Raw genomic sequence first — 15,330 nt, 5'->3', positions numbered from 1 at the left:
GGCAGGCCCCTCAGCCGGGGGCCTGACCGCTGGAGACCGGCACAGCCGGAGCTGCTTCTTCCAATGAACCTTCAATATTGGACAGAACACTGCTGCTGCCCAGCGTACCAGCCGCATAAGCCAATGATGCGGCTGCACTCAACATGCCGTAATAGCTGTCCGAAACGGACAGACGGGCATTGAGCAGCGTATTCTGGAGCTCCAGCATCCGGGTCATCGTACCATCACCCGAACGGTAGGCTGTAAGGGCGGCATCAAAGCCGGTCTGGCTGGCCTTCTGGAGGCTCAGTGCCGCCTGATAGGCCGTGATGCCCGTATGCAGCATGGCCTCTGCACTCACGATCGTCCGGACAGCATTGTTCTGCGTGTCCTGCAGCGCAGCACGGGCACTGTCTTCCCGCTCATGCGCCTGCCGCAGACGATTGCGACGCAGCCCGCCATCATAGATCGGCACGGAAATACCTGCCGTGATGAGACCCCCGAATGTATGCACACGATCGTTGATCGAGTTCACATTGACAAGCGGCAGATTGCGAAAATGCAGGTCATCAAAGTTGTACCCGACATTGCCACTCATGAAAATCTGCGGCCTGTAGCTGGCACGGGCGCCTTCCACCGCACTCTGGGCGGCACGCAGGCTCGTATAGGCTGCCAGGACATCCGGCCGACGGGCCACAGCCTCATGCACCATCTCATCACTCAGGCGGATATCCTCAACGCGGATGTTCCTCCCGCTGTCCGTCTGCACATGCAGTGGCTGGGATGGATTCACGCCCACGGCAGCCAGCAGCTCCAGCCGGTATGTCTCCACATCCCCTTCCGTTCTGGCCAGCACCAGCTCGGCTTCCGCCACGGCCTGCTCGGCCTGTGACGTATCAATGACCGTCCCTTCCCCGTTTCTCAGGTTGGCATCTGCGGCCCGGGCAATCGCATGGGCATTCTCAAGAGACTGGCGCACAAGCGCCACATTGTTCAGAGCAGCCGCATAACGGTAATAAGCCAGAGCCACCTTGTGGATGACCTTCTGGTGTTCACCAGTAAAGAGGATGTTCTGCCCAATGCTCTTCTGGGTCGCTTCCTCCATCACGGCACGACGTTTGCCGAAGTCGAACAGCAACCATTCCAGCCCGACCTGCTGACGTTCCAGTGTGCCCTGAAGGCGGGTATTCAGACTCGCATGCTGGCCTGCCACCCGGAAGCGGTTGTGTGGCTCCAGCAGGCCATACCCCCCCATGGCTACGGCTGTCAGATGCGGCAGATAGGCCGAGCGGGCAATGCCCGTCTCTGCCGCACTGACCCGTGCTGCATCCCAGGCCTGACGTGTAGAGGGGTTGATGGACTGGGCCATGTCGATCAGATCGGCCAGATCGTAGGAATGATCCACCTGCACGGTGCCCAGTGCAGCAGGCTGCGGCAGGACACGGTCCGATGCGAGGCGGTACCCCGCAGGCATTTTCAGGACACGTCCCCCCTTCTGGCCCGGTGCCCCTTTTTCATGCCCCTCCATGATATGACCATTCACATCAACCGGTGCATTCCATGGCTGGTTGGGGGCAGGCGGCATATTCCGCATGGCCGTTGTCTGGCAACCACTCAACGCACTGCTGCAGAGAAGAGCACTACAGACCAGCACGGCCCTGCGCCATACCTTCCCCGGCTGCTGCATTTTTTTACGCTCCATGACCTGTTTCCACTCAAAACCATCCATCAGAGACCTCCTCCTTCCTTAAGGGAAGCGGTCTCTCCCCCCTTCAGTATCTGCCCCAGACGAAGAGACTGTTTCTGCTGGCTGGCAGCAATATCCCCGAACAGACACCCGGCACTCATGGCCGCACGCCGCAGGAACAGCATGTACTGCCTCATGCGATGTTTTGTCGGACGCATGGCGGCCGGTTCTATCATGACCTGCCGCAGCTGGCTCATGGCCCCACTGGCCGTTTCCTGTATCCGTGCCGCCTGAAGCATGCGCTGGTCGTGATTCCAGTCCGTGATATCCTGCGCCAGCAGGCCATCAAGCGCCTTGAGCTTTTGCAGGGCCCCACCCATCGCACTGTGTGGCCAGAACATGGTATGCACGACATATGTGATGGCCAGACCGATCAAGATACCGATGATACGGTCACGGGGCACCGTCAGATCCGTCGTTGGCGCATATTTGGCAAGATCAGCCAGCGTGAAGGTCACGATGATCTGCAACCCAAGGTAGGAAATACGCTGGTCGCCGGCCTTGACCCATGCCCCGATGAAAATGACCACACCCATGACCAGCATGATCTCGGCTATGTCCGTCATGTGTGGCATGAGCCATACGATGGTGCCCATGGCCATGAAACAGCCTATCAGAGCCCCGACAATACGCAGCCGCTGTTTGTCCAGCACGGCCCCCATCGTCGGCAGGGACACGATGAAGCAGGTGATGATGCACGTATGCACCCCCGGCCAGTTCAGCATCTTGTATGTGATGATGGAGAGGCAGACAGAGACGGTCCCCTTGACGGCAAAACGGACATGCTCCGGGTCCGTAAAGGCACCAGGAAGGAAAAAGCCCGATTTCTTTTTCGGTGCGGCATTTCCGGACTGGCTGGAAGGCAGCTGCACGTCCTCGGCTGTCAGGGGCTGGTCCAGACTGTTCAGCAGGCGCTCCATCTCCTGGGCGATATCACCTGAGCAGACCTGATCCGTGCCCGTTTCGGCCGGGCGGCCACCTGTTTCAAAACACTCCGCCGCTTCTTCCAGCCGCTTGGCCAGATACGCACAATCCTCCATGGAAATGGGGGCGTTGGGCTTCAGGCAGCGTTCAACAAATTGCAGGATGCCAAAACTGTTCAGAGCTGCCCGGCGCAGGTAGGACAGGTCTTCCGGGCTCCAGCGCTGTTCCGCAGTGGCAGCACCGAGCATGCCGAACATGCCGCTGACCCCCTCACCCACGGTATCCATGACAGCATCCTGCCAGGCCTGAGGGATGCCGCGCCCCTCGCCCCGCCGTCCCAGACATTTCGCCGACAGGCGCAGCCGCTCGATGATCTGGTCCGTGAGGACATGCTCTGGAGACGGAGAAAGACAGCTCCCCACAAAGGCCATCATGCCGGCGATGATGAGAAACACACGCCATGCCGACAGAACAAGACGGGCGATACTGTCACCGCTCTGCACATTGTCCAGCGCCACCAGCATGTAGGAAAGGATCAACCCGCCAATGACACTGATCATGCCAAGGATGGTTGTCGTGCTGAGGAAGAAAAAGACGAAGCTGAGAACAAGGTTGAAAATGAGCGTTGCCAGAAAATTGTTGATTGTCGTGGCAACCCCCACATAGAGAGCCCCCGTCACACCGGAAAAGAAGATGATGTACATGACGGAGATCTTCATGTTCGCCACCCTGTTCCCCTGCCACAACGCCCCCAGGGTGAGCGTGAGCAGGGTCAACATGGGCAGCTGCCATATCTCACCTATGAGGACGAGCGCCATGCATACGATGGCGGTCCGCAAGGCCAGCGCCGTGCGCCCACGGGTTGGCCTTACGGCCAACCGCCAGAGACGCATGAAGGCGTCCAGATAGGGTTTAACCATGACAGGCAGCACCATGGAGAATTTCCACGTTGGCTGTTGCCCCCAGTCTCATCAGATGTTCAGGAGCATGTTCGATCCTGATGCGCACAGGGAAGCGCTGGGCAATATGCACCCAGTCCATCTGCCGCTCGACAGACGGCACACCACGTTCGCTTTCCCTCATGTAATCGGTCGTCACACCCCGGCCAATGCTCTCGACAACCCCGTGGATGGCATGGCTGCGATCAATCATGGAATACACGGTGGCGCAGTCACCCGGACGGACCGGCTTCAGGTTGATTTCCCGGATTGGGGCAATGGCATACCACTCATCCTTGGAAACCAGCGTAAACAGGTTCTCGTTGGCAGCCAGCACCTCGCCTTCCCGAACATTCAGACTCGTCACATAGCCATCTATGTTGGCCGTCACACGGGTCTGACGCAGCTCATAGCGGGCATGTTCCACCGCCACGGATGCTTCCTGCAGCATGGCCTCGGCGTGTTTGACATCACCGACAGCCACCTGGCTGGCCTGCTGTTCGTGCTGGGCTTCTGCCAGGGCATCCACGGCAGAGTTGAACTTTGTCACGGCCTGGTCATAGACCTGCCATGACACATAATGCTGCTCGGCCAATGGCTTGAGACGGGTCACCGTACGCCAGGCAAGGTCCTTCTCATCCTCGGCCTGGTGCCGCTTGCGCTCGTTGGTTGCCGCATTGGCCATGCGGACGGCCAGAGCACGGCGGGCGTCGTTCAGGTCGGCCTGTGCCTGTGTTTCACTGGCCTCAGCCTTGTGCAGGGCAATCTCATAGGGCTCGGGATCAATCTGGTACAGCAGATCCCCCTTGTGGACGACCTGATTCTCCCGGACAGAAAGAGTCTGGAGGCGCCCACCCACCAGAGCGGCCACATGTACGCTTTCCGTATAGATGACAGCACTATCACTGTTGGGATGCTGGCCTGACCGGTGATCCACATACAGGACACCGAAGAGAGCACATAACAGCGTGGCTGCTGCAATCACGCTCCCCACCGGGAAGCGGCCTTTAATCCGTTCTTTTTTCATGAAACCGCCCCTGAATTACCCGTAGAGAAGAAGCCAGCCGACAAGCCCTATCATCGTGCCCATGGAAAGGTAGGTGACCAGATGATACCGCAACAGGCCATCAATATGCAGGATCAGAAAGACCAGCCGCAGCAGGGCGGCGGACACCGCACCGATGAACAGGCAGATGAGCCAGGCCGGAAAATACGCACCGGCCAGAGGAAAACTCGGCGCCCCGATCCCGGCACAACCCTGCAAGGGCACCATGAGCAGGGCCAGCCCCCACCTTGGGGCTCCATGAGCCCTGAAAGAAAATACTCCGGGCAGCTTCATGCACGCTCCTGTTTCCAGCTACGGGGACAACACACAGCCCTGAAGGGCCTGCCCCCGTACATACGGAAACACCTGCCCTCGCAAAGCATCTGACCAACCAGACCACTCATCTTTTTTACACATCGAAGCGCCCGACGATACGGGAGCATGACCCCTTTTTTCAAACGAATTGAGACAACCAGCATCTCAATCCCTATAAAGTAACATTTAACAACCTGAAAAATGTTTCAGATTACCTATCCTCCCGCAGGGTCTTCCCGCAAGTGACCTTTTTAAGGCCGTGCATCCCCCGTCCTGTACAGCAGAAGGTAAAGCCGTGCCCCAAGGGCAAAGGCCGTCACACCCAGCCCGGCCGCAAGGCCGATCCATAGCCCCTCCACACCATAGCCCTGGTGGAAAGCCAGCCAGTACCCCAGACCGATCCCCACGACACCATAACTCACGATACTGATCACCATCGGAACAAAGGTATCCCCACAGCCCCGCAACGCCCCGTTGCAGACAGCCTGCACCCCGTCGACGATCTGGAAAATTCCGGCAATCTTCAGCAGCAGGACGGTAGTGGCGAACGTACCGGCATCCGGTGGTCCACCAGTATAATAGAGGCGGGCGATCCAACCCGGCAGCAGCATGAGGACAAGGCCCGTCAGAATGGTCCAGGCCAGCACCAGCAACAGGGCACCGCTGGAAGCCCGACAGGCTTCTGCCCTCTTCCGGGCCCCCCGCCAGTAAGCCACCCGTACGTTCGCCGCCTGCCCGATGGCCAGACACACCATGAAAAGCAAAGAAATCGTGTTCAGTGCAACCTGATGCGCCGCAAGGCTGCGTGTCCCCAATCGCCCTGCATTGAGAGTCGTGATCTGGAACAGCAGCAGCTCGGAGGCTGCCGTGACCATCATGGGCAGACCCAGCACCAGCAGTTCCCTGAAGAGCGGCCAGTGGACCCTCGCAGGCTTCAGCAGGTGCCGGAGCTGTGGCCGCCCGAGGCAGAGAAGCAGCAGGACGAGGCTCATGGCCCAGCCCGTCAGCATCGTGGCATGAGCGGACCCGAACAGCCCATAGGCTGGCAGGCCGAACCAGCCGTGAATCAGGGCCGCATTGAGCACCCCATTGCACAGGGCCATGGCTGGCATCGTCCACAACAGCAGGGATTCCGCTCCCAGGGATGGCAGAGCCACACGACACAGGCCAAGCAGAACCAGATTGGGCCACAGGGCATAGAGCAGCACATTGATGAACTGCCCTCCCTGCCTGGTCACCATCTCCGGCTCCCCCATCAGGCTGAAAATACCGCTGGAACAGAGAAGAAGGAGCAGACAGGGAATAAACGCCACCATGCCCAGCACGACCCCCGCACTGATGATGCTGCGCCTGTCATGCCCGCCCCCATGGCCATGCTCCACACCACCACGGGCATGGGACAGCAACACGCCGACTCCACCAAGCACGGCCTGAAAGGAGATCATCGTCGTGAAAAAGAAATTGTTGGAAATTCCCCCGATGGCGACTGCATCCACCCCCAGGCTGCCCAGCAGAACGGTATCCGTCACCGCCATGGCCATCTCCGAAAGCTGGGACAGCGCAAGAGGCAGGCCAACCTGCACAAGAGTGCGGATATGGGTCGGCATCCCCACAATCTGGGGGCCCTGTTTCATACGTGATGCAGACATGAGACCGTCTCTATCGCATATAAAGCAAAGTGCAAATTCTAAAAATAAATTCCCCTGTTGCACCAAACGCATCTCTGTCGCATTGAACAGACATGAGCACGCAGAAGAGCAATACAGCCCCCATCTCCCCCCGGCCCGGCCTGAGGCTTCACAACAGCCATCAGCGCACCACTGTTCCCTTCACCCCCGATGATGCCAGCAATGTCCGCCTCTATTTCTGCGGGCCAACCGTGTATGACCGGGTCCATCTCGGCAATCTGCGCTCCATGCTGAGTGCAGACGTGCTTGTCCGGCTGCTCAAGGCGCTCTACCCACAGGTTACCTACGTTCGCAACATTACCGACATTGACGACAAGATCATCCAGCGGGCACGGGAGAATGATGAAGACATCTCCCATCTGACAGAACGGACCACGAAAGACTTCCACGACGATCTTGCTGCCCTGAACATCCTGCCTCCCACTGTGGAACCCAGAGCCACCCAGCACATTCCCGACATGCTGGAGATGATCGGCCGCCTCATCACGCAGGGCCATGCCTATGAGACGGAGGGGCATGTTCTCTTCGACGTCACATCATTCCCCAGTTACGGGGCCCTGTCGGGCCGCTCGCTGGAGGACATGCTGGCCGGTGCCCGGGTGGACGTGGCCGACTACAAGCGCAACCCTGGCGATTTCGTCCTCTGGAAACCTTCCAGCAACGATGAGCCGGGCTGGGACAGCCCATATGGCCGTGGCCGCCCCGGCTGGCACATTGAATGCTCTGCCATGGCAGAACGCTATCTTGGGGAGAGTTTCGACATTCACGGCGGTGGAAACGACCTGCTTTTTCCCCACCACGAGAATGAACGGGCACAATCCCTCTGCTGCTATCCGCATGGCCATTTCGCCCGGCACTGGGTCCATACCGGGATGCTGCTCTCCAATGGTGAGAAGATGTCCAAATCCCTGGGCAACTTCCATACCATCCATGAAGTGCTGGAGCGTGCTCCAGCCGAGGCCCTGCGGCTGCTCTTTCTTGGCTCCCATTACCGCTCCACGCTGGACTTCACATGGGAGAAGCTGGACGAAGCCCGCCGCATCATGGACCGATTCTACCGGGCGCTGGAGAAAACGCCACCAGCCAGCACGGACAGCATTCCGGCCGACATTCTGGAAGCCCTGTGTGACGACCTCAACACGCCGCTGGCCCTCAGCGCTCTCCACCGTTACGCCGATGCTGCGCTGGAAGGCCAGCAGAGTGCTGCGAACCACCTCTGGGCCGGCGGGCAGCTGCTTGGGCTGTTCACCATGAAACCGGCAGACTGGTTCCAGGGAGGGACAGACCTTGACCCCGCCACCATTGAAGCCCTGATTGAAAAACGTCTGGCCGCCCGCAAGGCCCGTGACTTTGCACTGGCCGACCAGATACGCAACGACCTGGCAGAACAGGGCATCCTTCTGGAAGATGGACCTGCCGGCACAACATGGCGGAAAGGATAAGTCATCCCATGACAGGCCGTAATGGTGGAGCTGATCTGGCTCCGCCCGCTCCCTTTGACCCCGTCGTCATCCTTGTCCGCCCGCAGCTGGCTGAAAATATCGGGACCACCGCCCGGGCCATGGCCAATGGCGGGCTGTTCCATCTCCGCCTCGTGGCCCCCCGTGACGGCTGGCCGCAGCCCCGGGCCTGGTATGCCTCCTCCGGTGCCGACCGCATCCTTGAAGAGGCCACGGTCTTCGAGACGGTGGATGACGCCATCGCCGACCTCCACCGTGTTTTTGCCACCTGTCCACGCCCCCGCCACATCATCAAACCGGTCATGACAGCCCGTGGAGCAGCAGCAGAACTGCGGGCCACCAGCAGCCGGAAGCTGAAAAGCGGCATCCTCTTCGGTCCCGAACGGGCAGGGCTGGACAATGAGGACATGGCCCGGGCGGACACACTCATCCGCTATCCGCTCAATCCCCGCTTCATGTCGCTGAATCTGGCCCAGGCGGTGCTGGTCATGGCCTATGAATGGTACCTGACCGAAGATACGGTGCCGGAGCAGTATCTCATGACCAACGAGACGCATGTGGCAACCAAGGGCGAGGTGGAAAATTTCATGACCCACCTGCTGCGGGATCTCGATGAGTGCGGTTTCCTCCACCACGAGCAGAAAAGGCCGGGCATGATCCGCAACCTGCGCCATCTTTTCGCCCGTGGAGAGGTAACGGAACAGGAACTGCGGACACTGCATGGTGTCGTCAGCGAACTCTCACGGGCCCGGAAAATCCGCCATATGAAATGACCCGTCCCGGTCTGCCCGGCCAGATTCCGGGCAGGCAGCATCCCCATCCCTCCATCCTGCCATAGGCTCCCCATGCATCTGAAACTGCCAGAAACCCTGCTCCACCAGCATAAGACGGCACCACAGACACCGGGTCTGAGCCTTCTCTCGCAGGACAACATCCTGAACATCGTCACGCGCAGGAAAACAAAGGGCCGCCTGCTGGGAGACATGTATCACAACTGTCTGACCATGGGGTGGCTGCCCTTCTTTGCCACGATGACAGCCGCCTATCTGCTGCTCAACCTGCTGTTCAGCGTCGGTTTCTATCTCGTGCCGCATGGGCTGAGCAACGTGCACAGTGGAAATTTCTGGGGAGACTTCTTCTTCAGCGCCCAGACCCTCTCCACAGTCGGATATGGATATATCTATCCCCAAAGCCCAGCGGCCAATGCACTCGCCACGTTCGAGATGCTGGTGGGGGTCATCTCGACCGCCATCATCACCGGGCTTGTCTTCGCCCGTTTTTCACGCCCGCAGGCCAGGGTCCTGTTCAGCAGCATCGTCACGATCTTCCAGGAGGGGGAGAATCTCAAACTCAATTTCCGGCTGGGGAACCTGCGCAATACACCGTTGATGAATACCAGCGTGGAGGCCATTCTGGCCCGTACGCGATGCGACGAAAATGGCCATACCTCGCTCCAGCTGGAAATACTGCCACTGGTTTACAACCATTTCCCGGTTTTTCCGGTCAGCCTCTCCTTCACCCACCACATCACGGAAAGCAGTCCACTCCACGGGCTGGACAAAGCCACCCTTGAGGAACAACAGGCCCGCATTTTCCTCATCTTCAATGCCACCGATCCCGTTTCAGCGCAGGATGTCTTCGCCCACCATACCTACATGGCACAGGACATGCTCTACGGGGCACGCTTCGTCAGCCTGCTGAGAGCCTCCGGACAGGGCCTGATGGAAGTGGATTTCAGCCTCTTCCACACGACATCTCCAGACCCGCTGCCCGCCAGGGATGAGGAGCCCATCACCGTGACAGATGAGACCTCTGCCGGGACAGACTGACAGGCAGCCCGCCCCGGTCTCATCAGGTCAATGCTGCATGGCATCCTGCAGACGGTGCAGGACCCGCTCCCGCCCCATGAGCGGCAGAAGGGCTGCCAGTTCAGGCCCAGCATCCTCGCCTGTCAGGGCCAGACGCAGGGGCAGGAAGAGCGTCTTTCCCTTGCGGCCGGTTTCACTCTTCAGCACGTCAGTCCAACGCTTCCAGACCGTCCCATCCCACGGTCCTTCCGGCAGGAGACGGGCTGCTTCCTGAAGAAACCCTGCCTCTTCAGGCTGGGACGGAGCCACGATGTCCCCCTGCACGACAGACCACCAGTGAGCGATCTCCACGGCCAGATCGATATTGCCCCGGATGGCCAGCCAGAAGGCCTCATCAGCCCCTTCCGGCAGGTGAGGCCGTATCTCTTCATAGGACATGCCATGCAGGACACGGCGGTTCAGCCCCAGCAGCTGCGGGACATCGAACCGGGCCGCGGACCGGGACACATGGCCGATGTCATAGCCGCGCACGATCTCATCCATGCTGGAGGCAGCCTGCGGGTCATCCGAACTGCCCAGACGGGCCAGATAGGCCACGAGGGCACGGGGTTCGATCCCGTCATTACGCAATGTGGAAAGGGCCAGCCCTCCCAGACGCTTGGACAGCTTGCCACCATCCTGCCCCAGCAGCAGTGGCAGATGCCCGAAGGTGAAACGTCCCTCCTTCGCCCCAAGGGCCTCGGCGAGGTCAAGCTGCACGCCCGTGTTGGTCACATGGTCCTCACCCCGCAGGATGTGGGTGATGCCCATGTCCAGATCATCAATCACCGAGGCCAGCGTGTAGAGGATGCTGCCATCCGCCCGCACCAGAACAGGATCGGAAACGGCGGTCAGCTTCACATGGCAGTCCCCCATCACGAGGTCGGTCCAGCGGCGGGTGGCCCCGCTCAGCTTGAAACGCCAGTACGGCACCTTGCCGTTGGCCTCCGCCCGGGCACGCTGCTCGGCCGTCATTTTCAGCATGCCACGGTCATAAAGCGGCGGCTTGCCAGCCCGCAGACGCTGCTCCCGCTTGTATTTCAGCTCCAGCTCACTCTCAAAGCAGGGATAGAGCCGCCCCGTTTCCTTGAGGTGCTCGATCACCTCCTCATACCGGGCAAGACGTTCCGACTGGCGGGCGTACTCGTCCCAGTCCAGCCCCAGCCAGGTCAGGTCCCGGCGGATGGCTTCCTCATAGGCACTGTTGCCACGCTGCGTATCCGTATCATCCATCCGCAGCAGGAACCGGCCACCATGCCGACGGGCGAACAGCCAGTTCGCCACGGCAAGACGGGCATTGCCAACATGAAGATGCCCTGTTGGTGAAGGGGCAAAACGTACTTTCATACCGTACTCTGTTCTCATTCTCTCATGGGACGCATGGCTGCAGGGCCAGTTCCCGGTCCCTTACTGCTGCCCGTTCTGACGGCGGCGGATGACTTCTGCCACGAAGGCCTCATCATCATCGTCATCCTGACCGTCCTCATCAGGCGGTCCGGCCAGCTCCTCGTCACTCACGAGGCGGCGGGGGTCCAGTGCCCGCCAGTCACGTTCCATCGGCGTGGCCGGGCTGGAAACGAAATCATCCAGTTCCGTGCTGGACTTCCATCCGTCTTCCCCAGCATCCACGACCTCGGCATTCTCGCCAAAAGCAAACCAGCTCTGCAACACATCCCGATCCGCCGCACCGGGGACACGGCACCGCTCGATGCTGTCCCGCACATAAGCCCGGGCAAAAGCGTTGGCGTGGGCGAGGTCGAAGAAGCCCTTCACCTCTTCCACCACATCATCGTCACCCTCACTGGCGCCGGACTGATCCAGAATACGGACAACCCAACCGGCTTCATCCTGCTTCATGGTTGCCTCGGCCTCTGCCTGCACGGCTTCCTCAGTACTCTGCCCGCTTTCTCCGCCCCGGATTCCATTGATGAAAGCCCGTCTGGCTTCTTTATCCTCGTCATTCATCATCCGGCCCTTTCCTGAATTTTCTGAAGAAGGAACTCACGCCCGATCTTCACCCTCGGCTCACCGTCGTAGGAAACAATATCAGCCGTGGCGTAGGTTTCTGACCAACGATCCGGCAGGAACGACCCCGTCCCCACAATGTCGATCGGTGCAGAAGCATCATGCATGGCCATGCATTTGGAAATACCGAACCCGGACGAAACGACAATTTTCACCTTCGGAAAACCTGCCTCATCCAACGCTTCCCGCATCCGCCAGATGGCGGCCGCAGAAACGCCCGTCCCTACCAGATAGCGCAGCTCCTTTTCCGACCGGTAGCGGCGGATGGTGCCTGGCGTGTTCCGCTCCAGCACCTCATAGGAACGCTGCGGGTCCAGCCCTTCGAGGAAGCGCCCTCCGTGCGTGTCCAGCCGCACACTCAACTCACCTGCGGCGGCCCTTTCCGGAAAGCGGCGACAGACTTCCAGCATGTCCGTCACTTCCTGCCCAAAATAGTCCACCAACACAGTCAAAGGTTCATCAGGGAAACGCTCCACATACATTTCCGCCGCCCGCAGGGTAGACCCGGCATAACCGATGAAGGCATGAGGCATGGTCCCCAATCCACGCTCCTGCCCGAAAAAACGGGCCGTGGCATGGTTGGCATTGCCGATGAAGCCCACGGCCCCTTCCGCCTGTGCCGCCCGTGACCCCACGGCAGCGGCATAGGCCATCAGCTCCTGCATCTCACCACCGGCACAGTGACGGGCATCCATCGCCAGAAAAGGCACCTTCGGCAGGGCAAGGGCCATCTGGTAGGCGTTATGAGCTGCCACGCAGGCAGCACCCGTCTTCTGGAGCAGCAACGTCTCCAACGGCGCCAGCGCAACAAGCGACCCTGTCAGATAGAAGAGCGGATCCCCTGCTCCGACCCATGTACCTTCTGGATGCACCTCCGTGATCCTGACGGAAAAACCCTGATGACGGGCGACATTCTGCACCCATTGCAGGGCCAGCCCATAGGCCGCCACGACTGGACGGCGGACGAACACGGCATAGGTGACCTCACAATCGCCAAACTGGCTGACGATGTCCCGCATCCGCAGGAAATAGGCATCCGTCCGTCCCTCGATCTGCGGCGCATCCAACGCCTCCTGCGGGCTGCAGGCCTGCTCGAGAGTCTGTTTCCAACTCATCACGCTGTCTCCCCTGACAGAACTGGGCCGATCCTGCGCTTACGGCCGGGCGGACACCTTCAGCGTTTTCCGAAAATACGCTTCAGCCGGTCTGAAAGCTGAAAGGCGATCTCCAGAGACTGCTCGGCATTCAGCCGCGGGTCACAGAATGTCGTGTACCGGGTCGGCAGATCGGCATCCGTCAGACACCGGGGACCACCCGTACATTCCGTCACGTCGCTGCCGGTCATCTCAAGATGGATACCACCAGGCACCACACCGGCCTGCTCGAACACATCAAGGAAGCCCATGATCTCGTCCAGAACATGCTCGAAAGCACGGGTCTTGTATTTGTTGGACGACGTGGTGGTGTTGCCGTGCATGGGGTCACATATCCATGTCACGGTCCGGCCTGTCCTGCGCACGGCCTCCAGCAGCGGGGGCAGGAGCTCACGCACCTTGCTGTGGCCCATGCGGGAAATGAGCGTAATGCGGCCTGCTTCATCCTGCGGATTAAGGATTTCCAGAAGTTTCTGGAGGTCCTCAATGGTCGTGGTCGGCCCGACCTTGATGCCGATCGGGTTGTCCACCCCACGCAGGAACTCCACATGCGCCCCCTCCGGCTGGCGGGTACGGTCGCCAATCCAGAGGAAATGGGCCGACAGGCCATAATGGCGGCCTGTCACCTCATCCACACGGGCCAGAGCCTGCTCATACGGCAGGAGCAGGGCCTCATGAGAGGTATAGAACTCCACCTCATCGTAATGCGGGGCATTGTCCTCCACGCCACAGGCTTTCATGAAGGCCAGCGTATCCTCCACCTGGGAGGCCAGCTGCTCATAACGCTCACCCTGCGGGGAGTTGCGGACATAGTCCAGATTCCAGCGATGGATGTCATGCAGATTGGCAAACCCGCCCCGGGAATAGGCCCGCAGCAGGTTCAGCACGCCTGCCGCCTGAAAATAGCCCATCTCCATACGGGCCGGGTCCGGCCTGCGGGCCTCGGCAGTGAATTCCGGACTATTGACATTGTCACCACGGTAGCAGGGCAGCTCCACGCCATCCCGCTTCTCCACATCGGAAGAACGGGGCTTGGCATACTGCCCGGCCATGCGCCCGATCTTCACGACCGGAACCTTGGCGGAGAAGGTCAGGATGGCAGCCATCTGCAACAGGACACGGAACGTATCCCGGATGATGTCCCCGGTGAACTCCCCGAAACTTTCGGCACAAGGCCCTCCCTGAAGAACGAAGGCCTCCCCGCGGGAGGCAGCCGCCAGACGCTCTTTCAGGCGGCGGGCCTCCCCGCCAAAAACGAGCGGCGGATAGCGATGCAGACGTTCTTCCACTGCGGCAAGGGCTGCCCCATCCTCATAGGTCGGGGCCTGACGGATCGGACGCAGGCGCCAGCTGGCCGGTGACCATTGTGTCGTGCTGCTGTGCCCGTCTGACTGCTGCATCTTGTTCTCCTGCGACAAGGGAAGCGACCCTGCTCATGGGATGGGCCGCCCGTAACGTAATGGTTGGAGCTGTCATTCCAGTGGGTGATTTTATGACCGAAATGTCCGCTGAATGGTAGAGCAGGCCGCAAAATATTCAACCCGGCTCCTTTCGCCCATGCGGCCATGCCATGACCGCCCTGCGGTTCCTTCATCATTTTACCCTGAAAAGGCTTGATCATCCCGCCGCCTGAAAGGATATATGGGGGAAGGAAGTACTTCCCATCTACGCAGGAACAGAACACACATGGCTTCGCCTTTTCATTCAGTCTCCAGATGCCTGACAGCCGTGACGGCTGCCCTCGGTCTTGCGGCTCTTGTTCCGGCTGCTATGCCGGGTGCCATGGCCCAGACGGTCCACTTCAGCACCCCCTATCAGGACAACCCCGCCACTACCTCCTCAAAACAGGCTGCCCAGCAGGCACAGAAAAACGCCGTGAAAGGTGGTGAGCACTTCCGTGCCCGGGGGCATCGTCCGCCGCCGCCGGGCTATCAGGATGTTCCCTCCACGGAGTTCGAAAATGGCCCGGACCCGGAGCACGAGGCCCATCTCCGCTCCAACCGTGATGCTGTCACGGGCAGCAATCTCGGCAAATTCGGCAGCTCCTATCAGGATACCAACCCCATCCAGAGTGGCCAGGTGGGTGACGCTACCGGCAATGGCTGGGTCGCCCCGCGCGGCAATGGTTTCTGAGGGGAAAAGAGACCTGTAAACGGTCAGCCCGCCCCCGGAAAAGCCCCGTCTCCCCACTGGGAGACGGGGCTTTTT

Annotated in this window: 13 protein-coding genes; 4 read left to right on the top strand and 9 right to left on the bottom strand. The window is 60.2% G+C overall.

What is annotated here, in order from left to right; translation table 11 throughout:
- Positions 1–10 precede the first annotated feature (10 nt).
- From DTJ15_RS02350 to DTJ15_RS02330, 5 genes are all read right to left on the bottom strand, one after another.
- Positions 11–1,708, bottom strand: a complete 1,698-nt coding sequence (locus DTJ15_RS02350; protein ID WP_249109316.1) for a TolC family protein — start codon at positions 1,706–1,708, stop codon at positions 11–13.
- Positions 1,708–3,585, bottom strand: a complete 1,878-nt coding sequence (locus tag DTJ15_RS02345) for an FUSC family protein (RefSeq protein ID WP_081562996.1) — start codon at positions 3,583–3,585, stop codon at positions 1,708–1,710. Before DTJ15_RS02345 ends, DTJ15_RS02350 begins: the two co-directional genes overlap by 1 nt.
- Positions 3,563–4,615: a multidrug transporter subunit MdtN gene (gene mdtN, locus DTJ15_RS02340; RefSeq protein WP_081562995.1), complete on the bottom strand. Its 1,053-nt coding sequence runs from the start codon at positions 4,613–4,615 to the stop codon at positions 3,563–3,565. The genes DTJ15_RS02345 and mdtN overlap by 23 nt, the downstream gene beginning before the upstream one ends.
- 15 nt (positions 4,616–4,630) lie before the next feature.
- Positions 4,631–4,927 (bottom strand): YtcA family lipoprotein, encoded by a 297-nt coding sequence (locus tag DTJ15_RS02335; RefSeq protein WP_081562994.1) that lies wholly within the window; start codon positions 4,925–4,927, stop codon positions 4,631–4,633.
- Between the two features lie 272 nt (positions 4,928–5,199).
- On the bottom strand, positions 5,200–6,597 hold the full coding sequence (locus DTJ15_RS02330) for an MATE family efflux transporter (RefSeq protein ID WP_232086312.1): 1,398 nt from the start codon (positions 6,595–6,597) through the stop codon (positions 5,200–5,202).
- Between the two features lie 92 nt (positions 6,598–6,689).
- On the opposite strand from DTJ15_RS02330, the gene cysS reads away from it, so the two are divergent.
- From cysS to DTJ15_RS02315, 3 genes are all read left to right on the top strand, one after another.
- Entirely contained in the window at positions 6,690–8,078 is a 1,389-nt protein-coding gene (gene cysS, locus DTJ15_RS02325) for a cysteine--tRNA ligase (RefSeq protein ID WP_086431119.1), read from the top strand.
- 8 nt (positions 8,079–8,086) lie between these two features.
- Positions 8,087–8,869: an RNA methyltransferase gene (locus DTJ15_RS02320; protein ID WP_043560726.1), complete on the top strand. Its 783-nt coding sequence runs from the start codon at positions 8,087–8,089 to the stop codon at positions 8,867–8,869.
- 72 nt (positions 8,870–8,941) lie between these two features.
- Complete coding sequence (locus DTJ15_RS02315; RefSeq protein WP_103765385.1) at positions 8,942–9,925, top strand: ion channel; 984 nt, start codon at positions 8,942–8,944, stop codon at positions 9,923–9,925.
- Between the two features lie 27 nt (positions 9,926–9,952).
- Here DTJ15_RS02315 and gltX read toward each other — a convergent pair whose 3' ends face one another.
- The 4 genes from gltX to DTJ15_RS02295 all read right to left on the bottom strand — a co-directional run bounded on the left by gltX (position 9,953) and on the right by DTJ15_RS02295 (position 14,522).
- Positions 9,953–11,290 (bottom strand): glutamate--tRNA ligase, encoded by a 1,338-nt coding sequence (gene gltX, locus DTJ15_RS02310; protein WP_086431120.1) that lies wholly within the window; start codon positions 11,288–11,290, stop codon positions 9,953–9,955.
- 60 nt (positions 11,291–11,350) lie between these two features.
- The gene (locus tag DTJ15_RS02305) at positions 11,351–11,800 is read right to left on the bottom strand and encodes a hypothetical protein (protein ID WP_043561474.1); all 450 of its coding nucleotides are present in this window, start codon (positions 11,798–11,800) and stop codon (positions 11,351–11,353) included.
- Between the two features lie 107 nt (positions 11,801–11,907).
- Positions 11,908–13,083: a nicotinate phosphoribosyltransferase gene (locus DTJ15_RS02300; protein WP_086431121.1), complete on the bottom strand. Its 1,176-nt coding sequence runs from the start codon at positions 13,081–13,083 to the stop codon at positions 11,908–11,910.
- Between the two features lie 59 nt (positions 13,084–13,142).
- Positions 13,143–14,522, bottom strand: a complete 1,380-nt coding sequence (locus DTJ15_RS02295; protein ID WP_043560743.1) for a class II 3-deoxy-7-phosphoheptulonate synthase — start codon at positions 14,520–14,522, stop codon at positions 13,143–13,145.
- 286 nt (positions 14,523–14,808) lie between these two features.
- Between DTJ15_RS02295 and DTJ15_RS02290 the strand changes: the two genes are divergently transcribed.
- Positions 14,809–15,255: a hypothetical protein gene (locus tag DTJ15_RS02290; protein ID WP_043560745.1), complete on the top strand. Its 447-nt coding sequence runs from the start codon at positions 14,809–14,811 to the stop codon at positions 15,253–15,255.
- The last annotated feature ends 75 nt before the right edge of the window (positions 15,256–15,330 follow it).

Origin of the sequence: Parasaccharibacter sp. TMW 2.1891 (assembly GCF_023337675.1) — a bacterium.
Taxonomy (GTDB): Bacteria; Pseudomonadota; Alphaproteobacteria; order Acetobacterales; family Acetobacteraceae; genus Bombella; species Bombella apis.
The sequence above is the reverse complement of the archived record's forward strand: the minus strand, read 5'-3'. Positions and strand labels throughout refer to the sequence as shown.

Excerpts from the sequence above, each read along its gene's own strand:
- DTJ15_RS02290 (WP_043560745.1), top strand. The coding sequence starts at position 14,809 with ATGGCTTCGCCTTTTCATTCAGTCTCCAGATGCCTGACAGCCGTGACG.
- gltX (WP_086431120.1), bottom strand. The coding sequence starts at position 11,290 with ATGAAAGTACGTTTTGCCCCTTCACCAACAGGGCATCTTCATGTTGGC.
- mdtN (WP_081562995.1), bottom strand. The coding sequence starts at position 4,615 with ATGAAAAAAGAACGGATTAAAGGCCGCTTCCCGGTGGGGAGCGTGATT.
- cysS (WP_086431119.1), top strand. The coding sequence starts at position 6,690 with ATGAGCACGCAGAAGAGCAATACAGCCCCCATCTCCCCCCGGCCCGGC.
- DTJ15_RS02335 (WP_081562994.1), bottom strand. The coding sequence starts at position 4,927 with ATGAAGCTGCCCGGAGTATTTTCTTTCAGGGCTCATGGAGCCCCAAGG.
- DTJ15_RS02315 (WP_103765385.1), top strand. The coding sequence starts at position 8,942 with ATGCATCTGAAACTGCCAGAAACCCTGCTCCACCAGCATAAGACGGCA.
- DTJ15_RS02345 (WP_081562996.1), bottom strand. The coding sequence starts at position 3,585 with ATGGTGCTGCCTGTCATGGTTAAACCCTATCTGGACGCCTTCATGCGT.
- DTJ15_RS02320 (WP_043560726.1), top strand. The coding sequence starts at position 8,087 with ATGACAGGCCGTAATGGTGGAGCTGATCTGGCTCCGCCCGCTCCCTTT.
- DTJ15_RS02295 (WP_043560743.1), bottom strand. The coding sequence starts at position 14,522 with ATGCAGCAGTCAGACGGGCACAGCAGCACGACACAATGGTCACCGGCC.
- DTJ15_RS02300 (WP_086431121.1), bottom strand. The coding sequence starts at position 13,083 with ATGAGTTGGAAACAGACTCTCGAGCAGGCCTGCAGCCCGCAGGAGGCG.
- DTJ15_RS02305 (WP_043561474.1), bottom strand. The coding sequence starts at position 11,800 with ATGAAGCAGGATGAAGCCGGTTGGGTTGTCCGTATTCTGGATCAGTCC.
- DTJ15_RS02330 (WP_232086312.1), bottom strand. The coding sequence starts at position 6,597 with ATGTCTGCATCACGTATGAAACAGGGCCCCCAGATTGTGGGGATGCCG.
- DTJ15_RS02350 (WP_249109316.1), bottom strand. The coding sequence starts at position 1,708 with ATGGATGGTTTTGAGTGGAAACAGGTCATGGAGCGTAAAAAAATGCAG.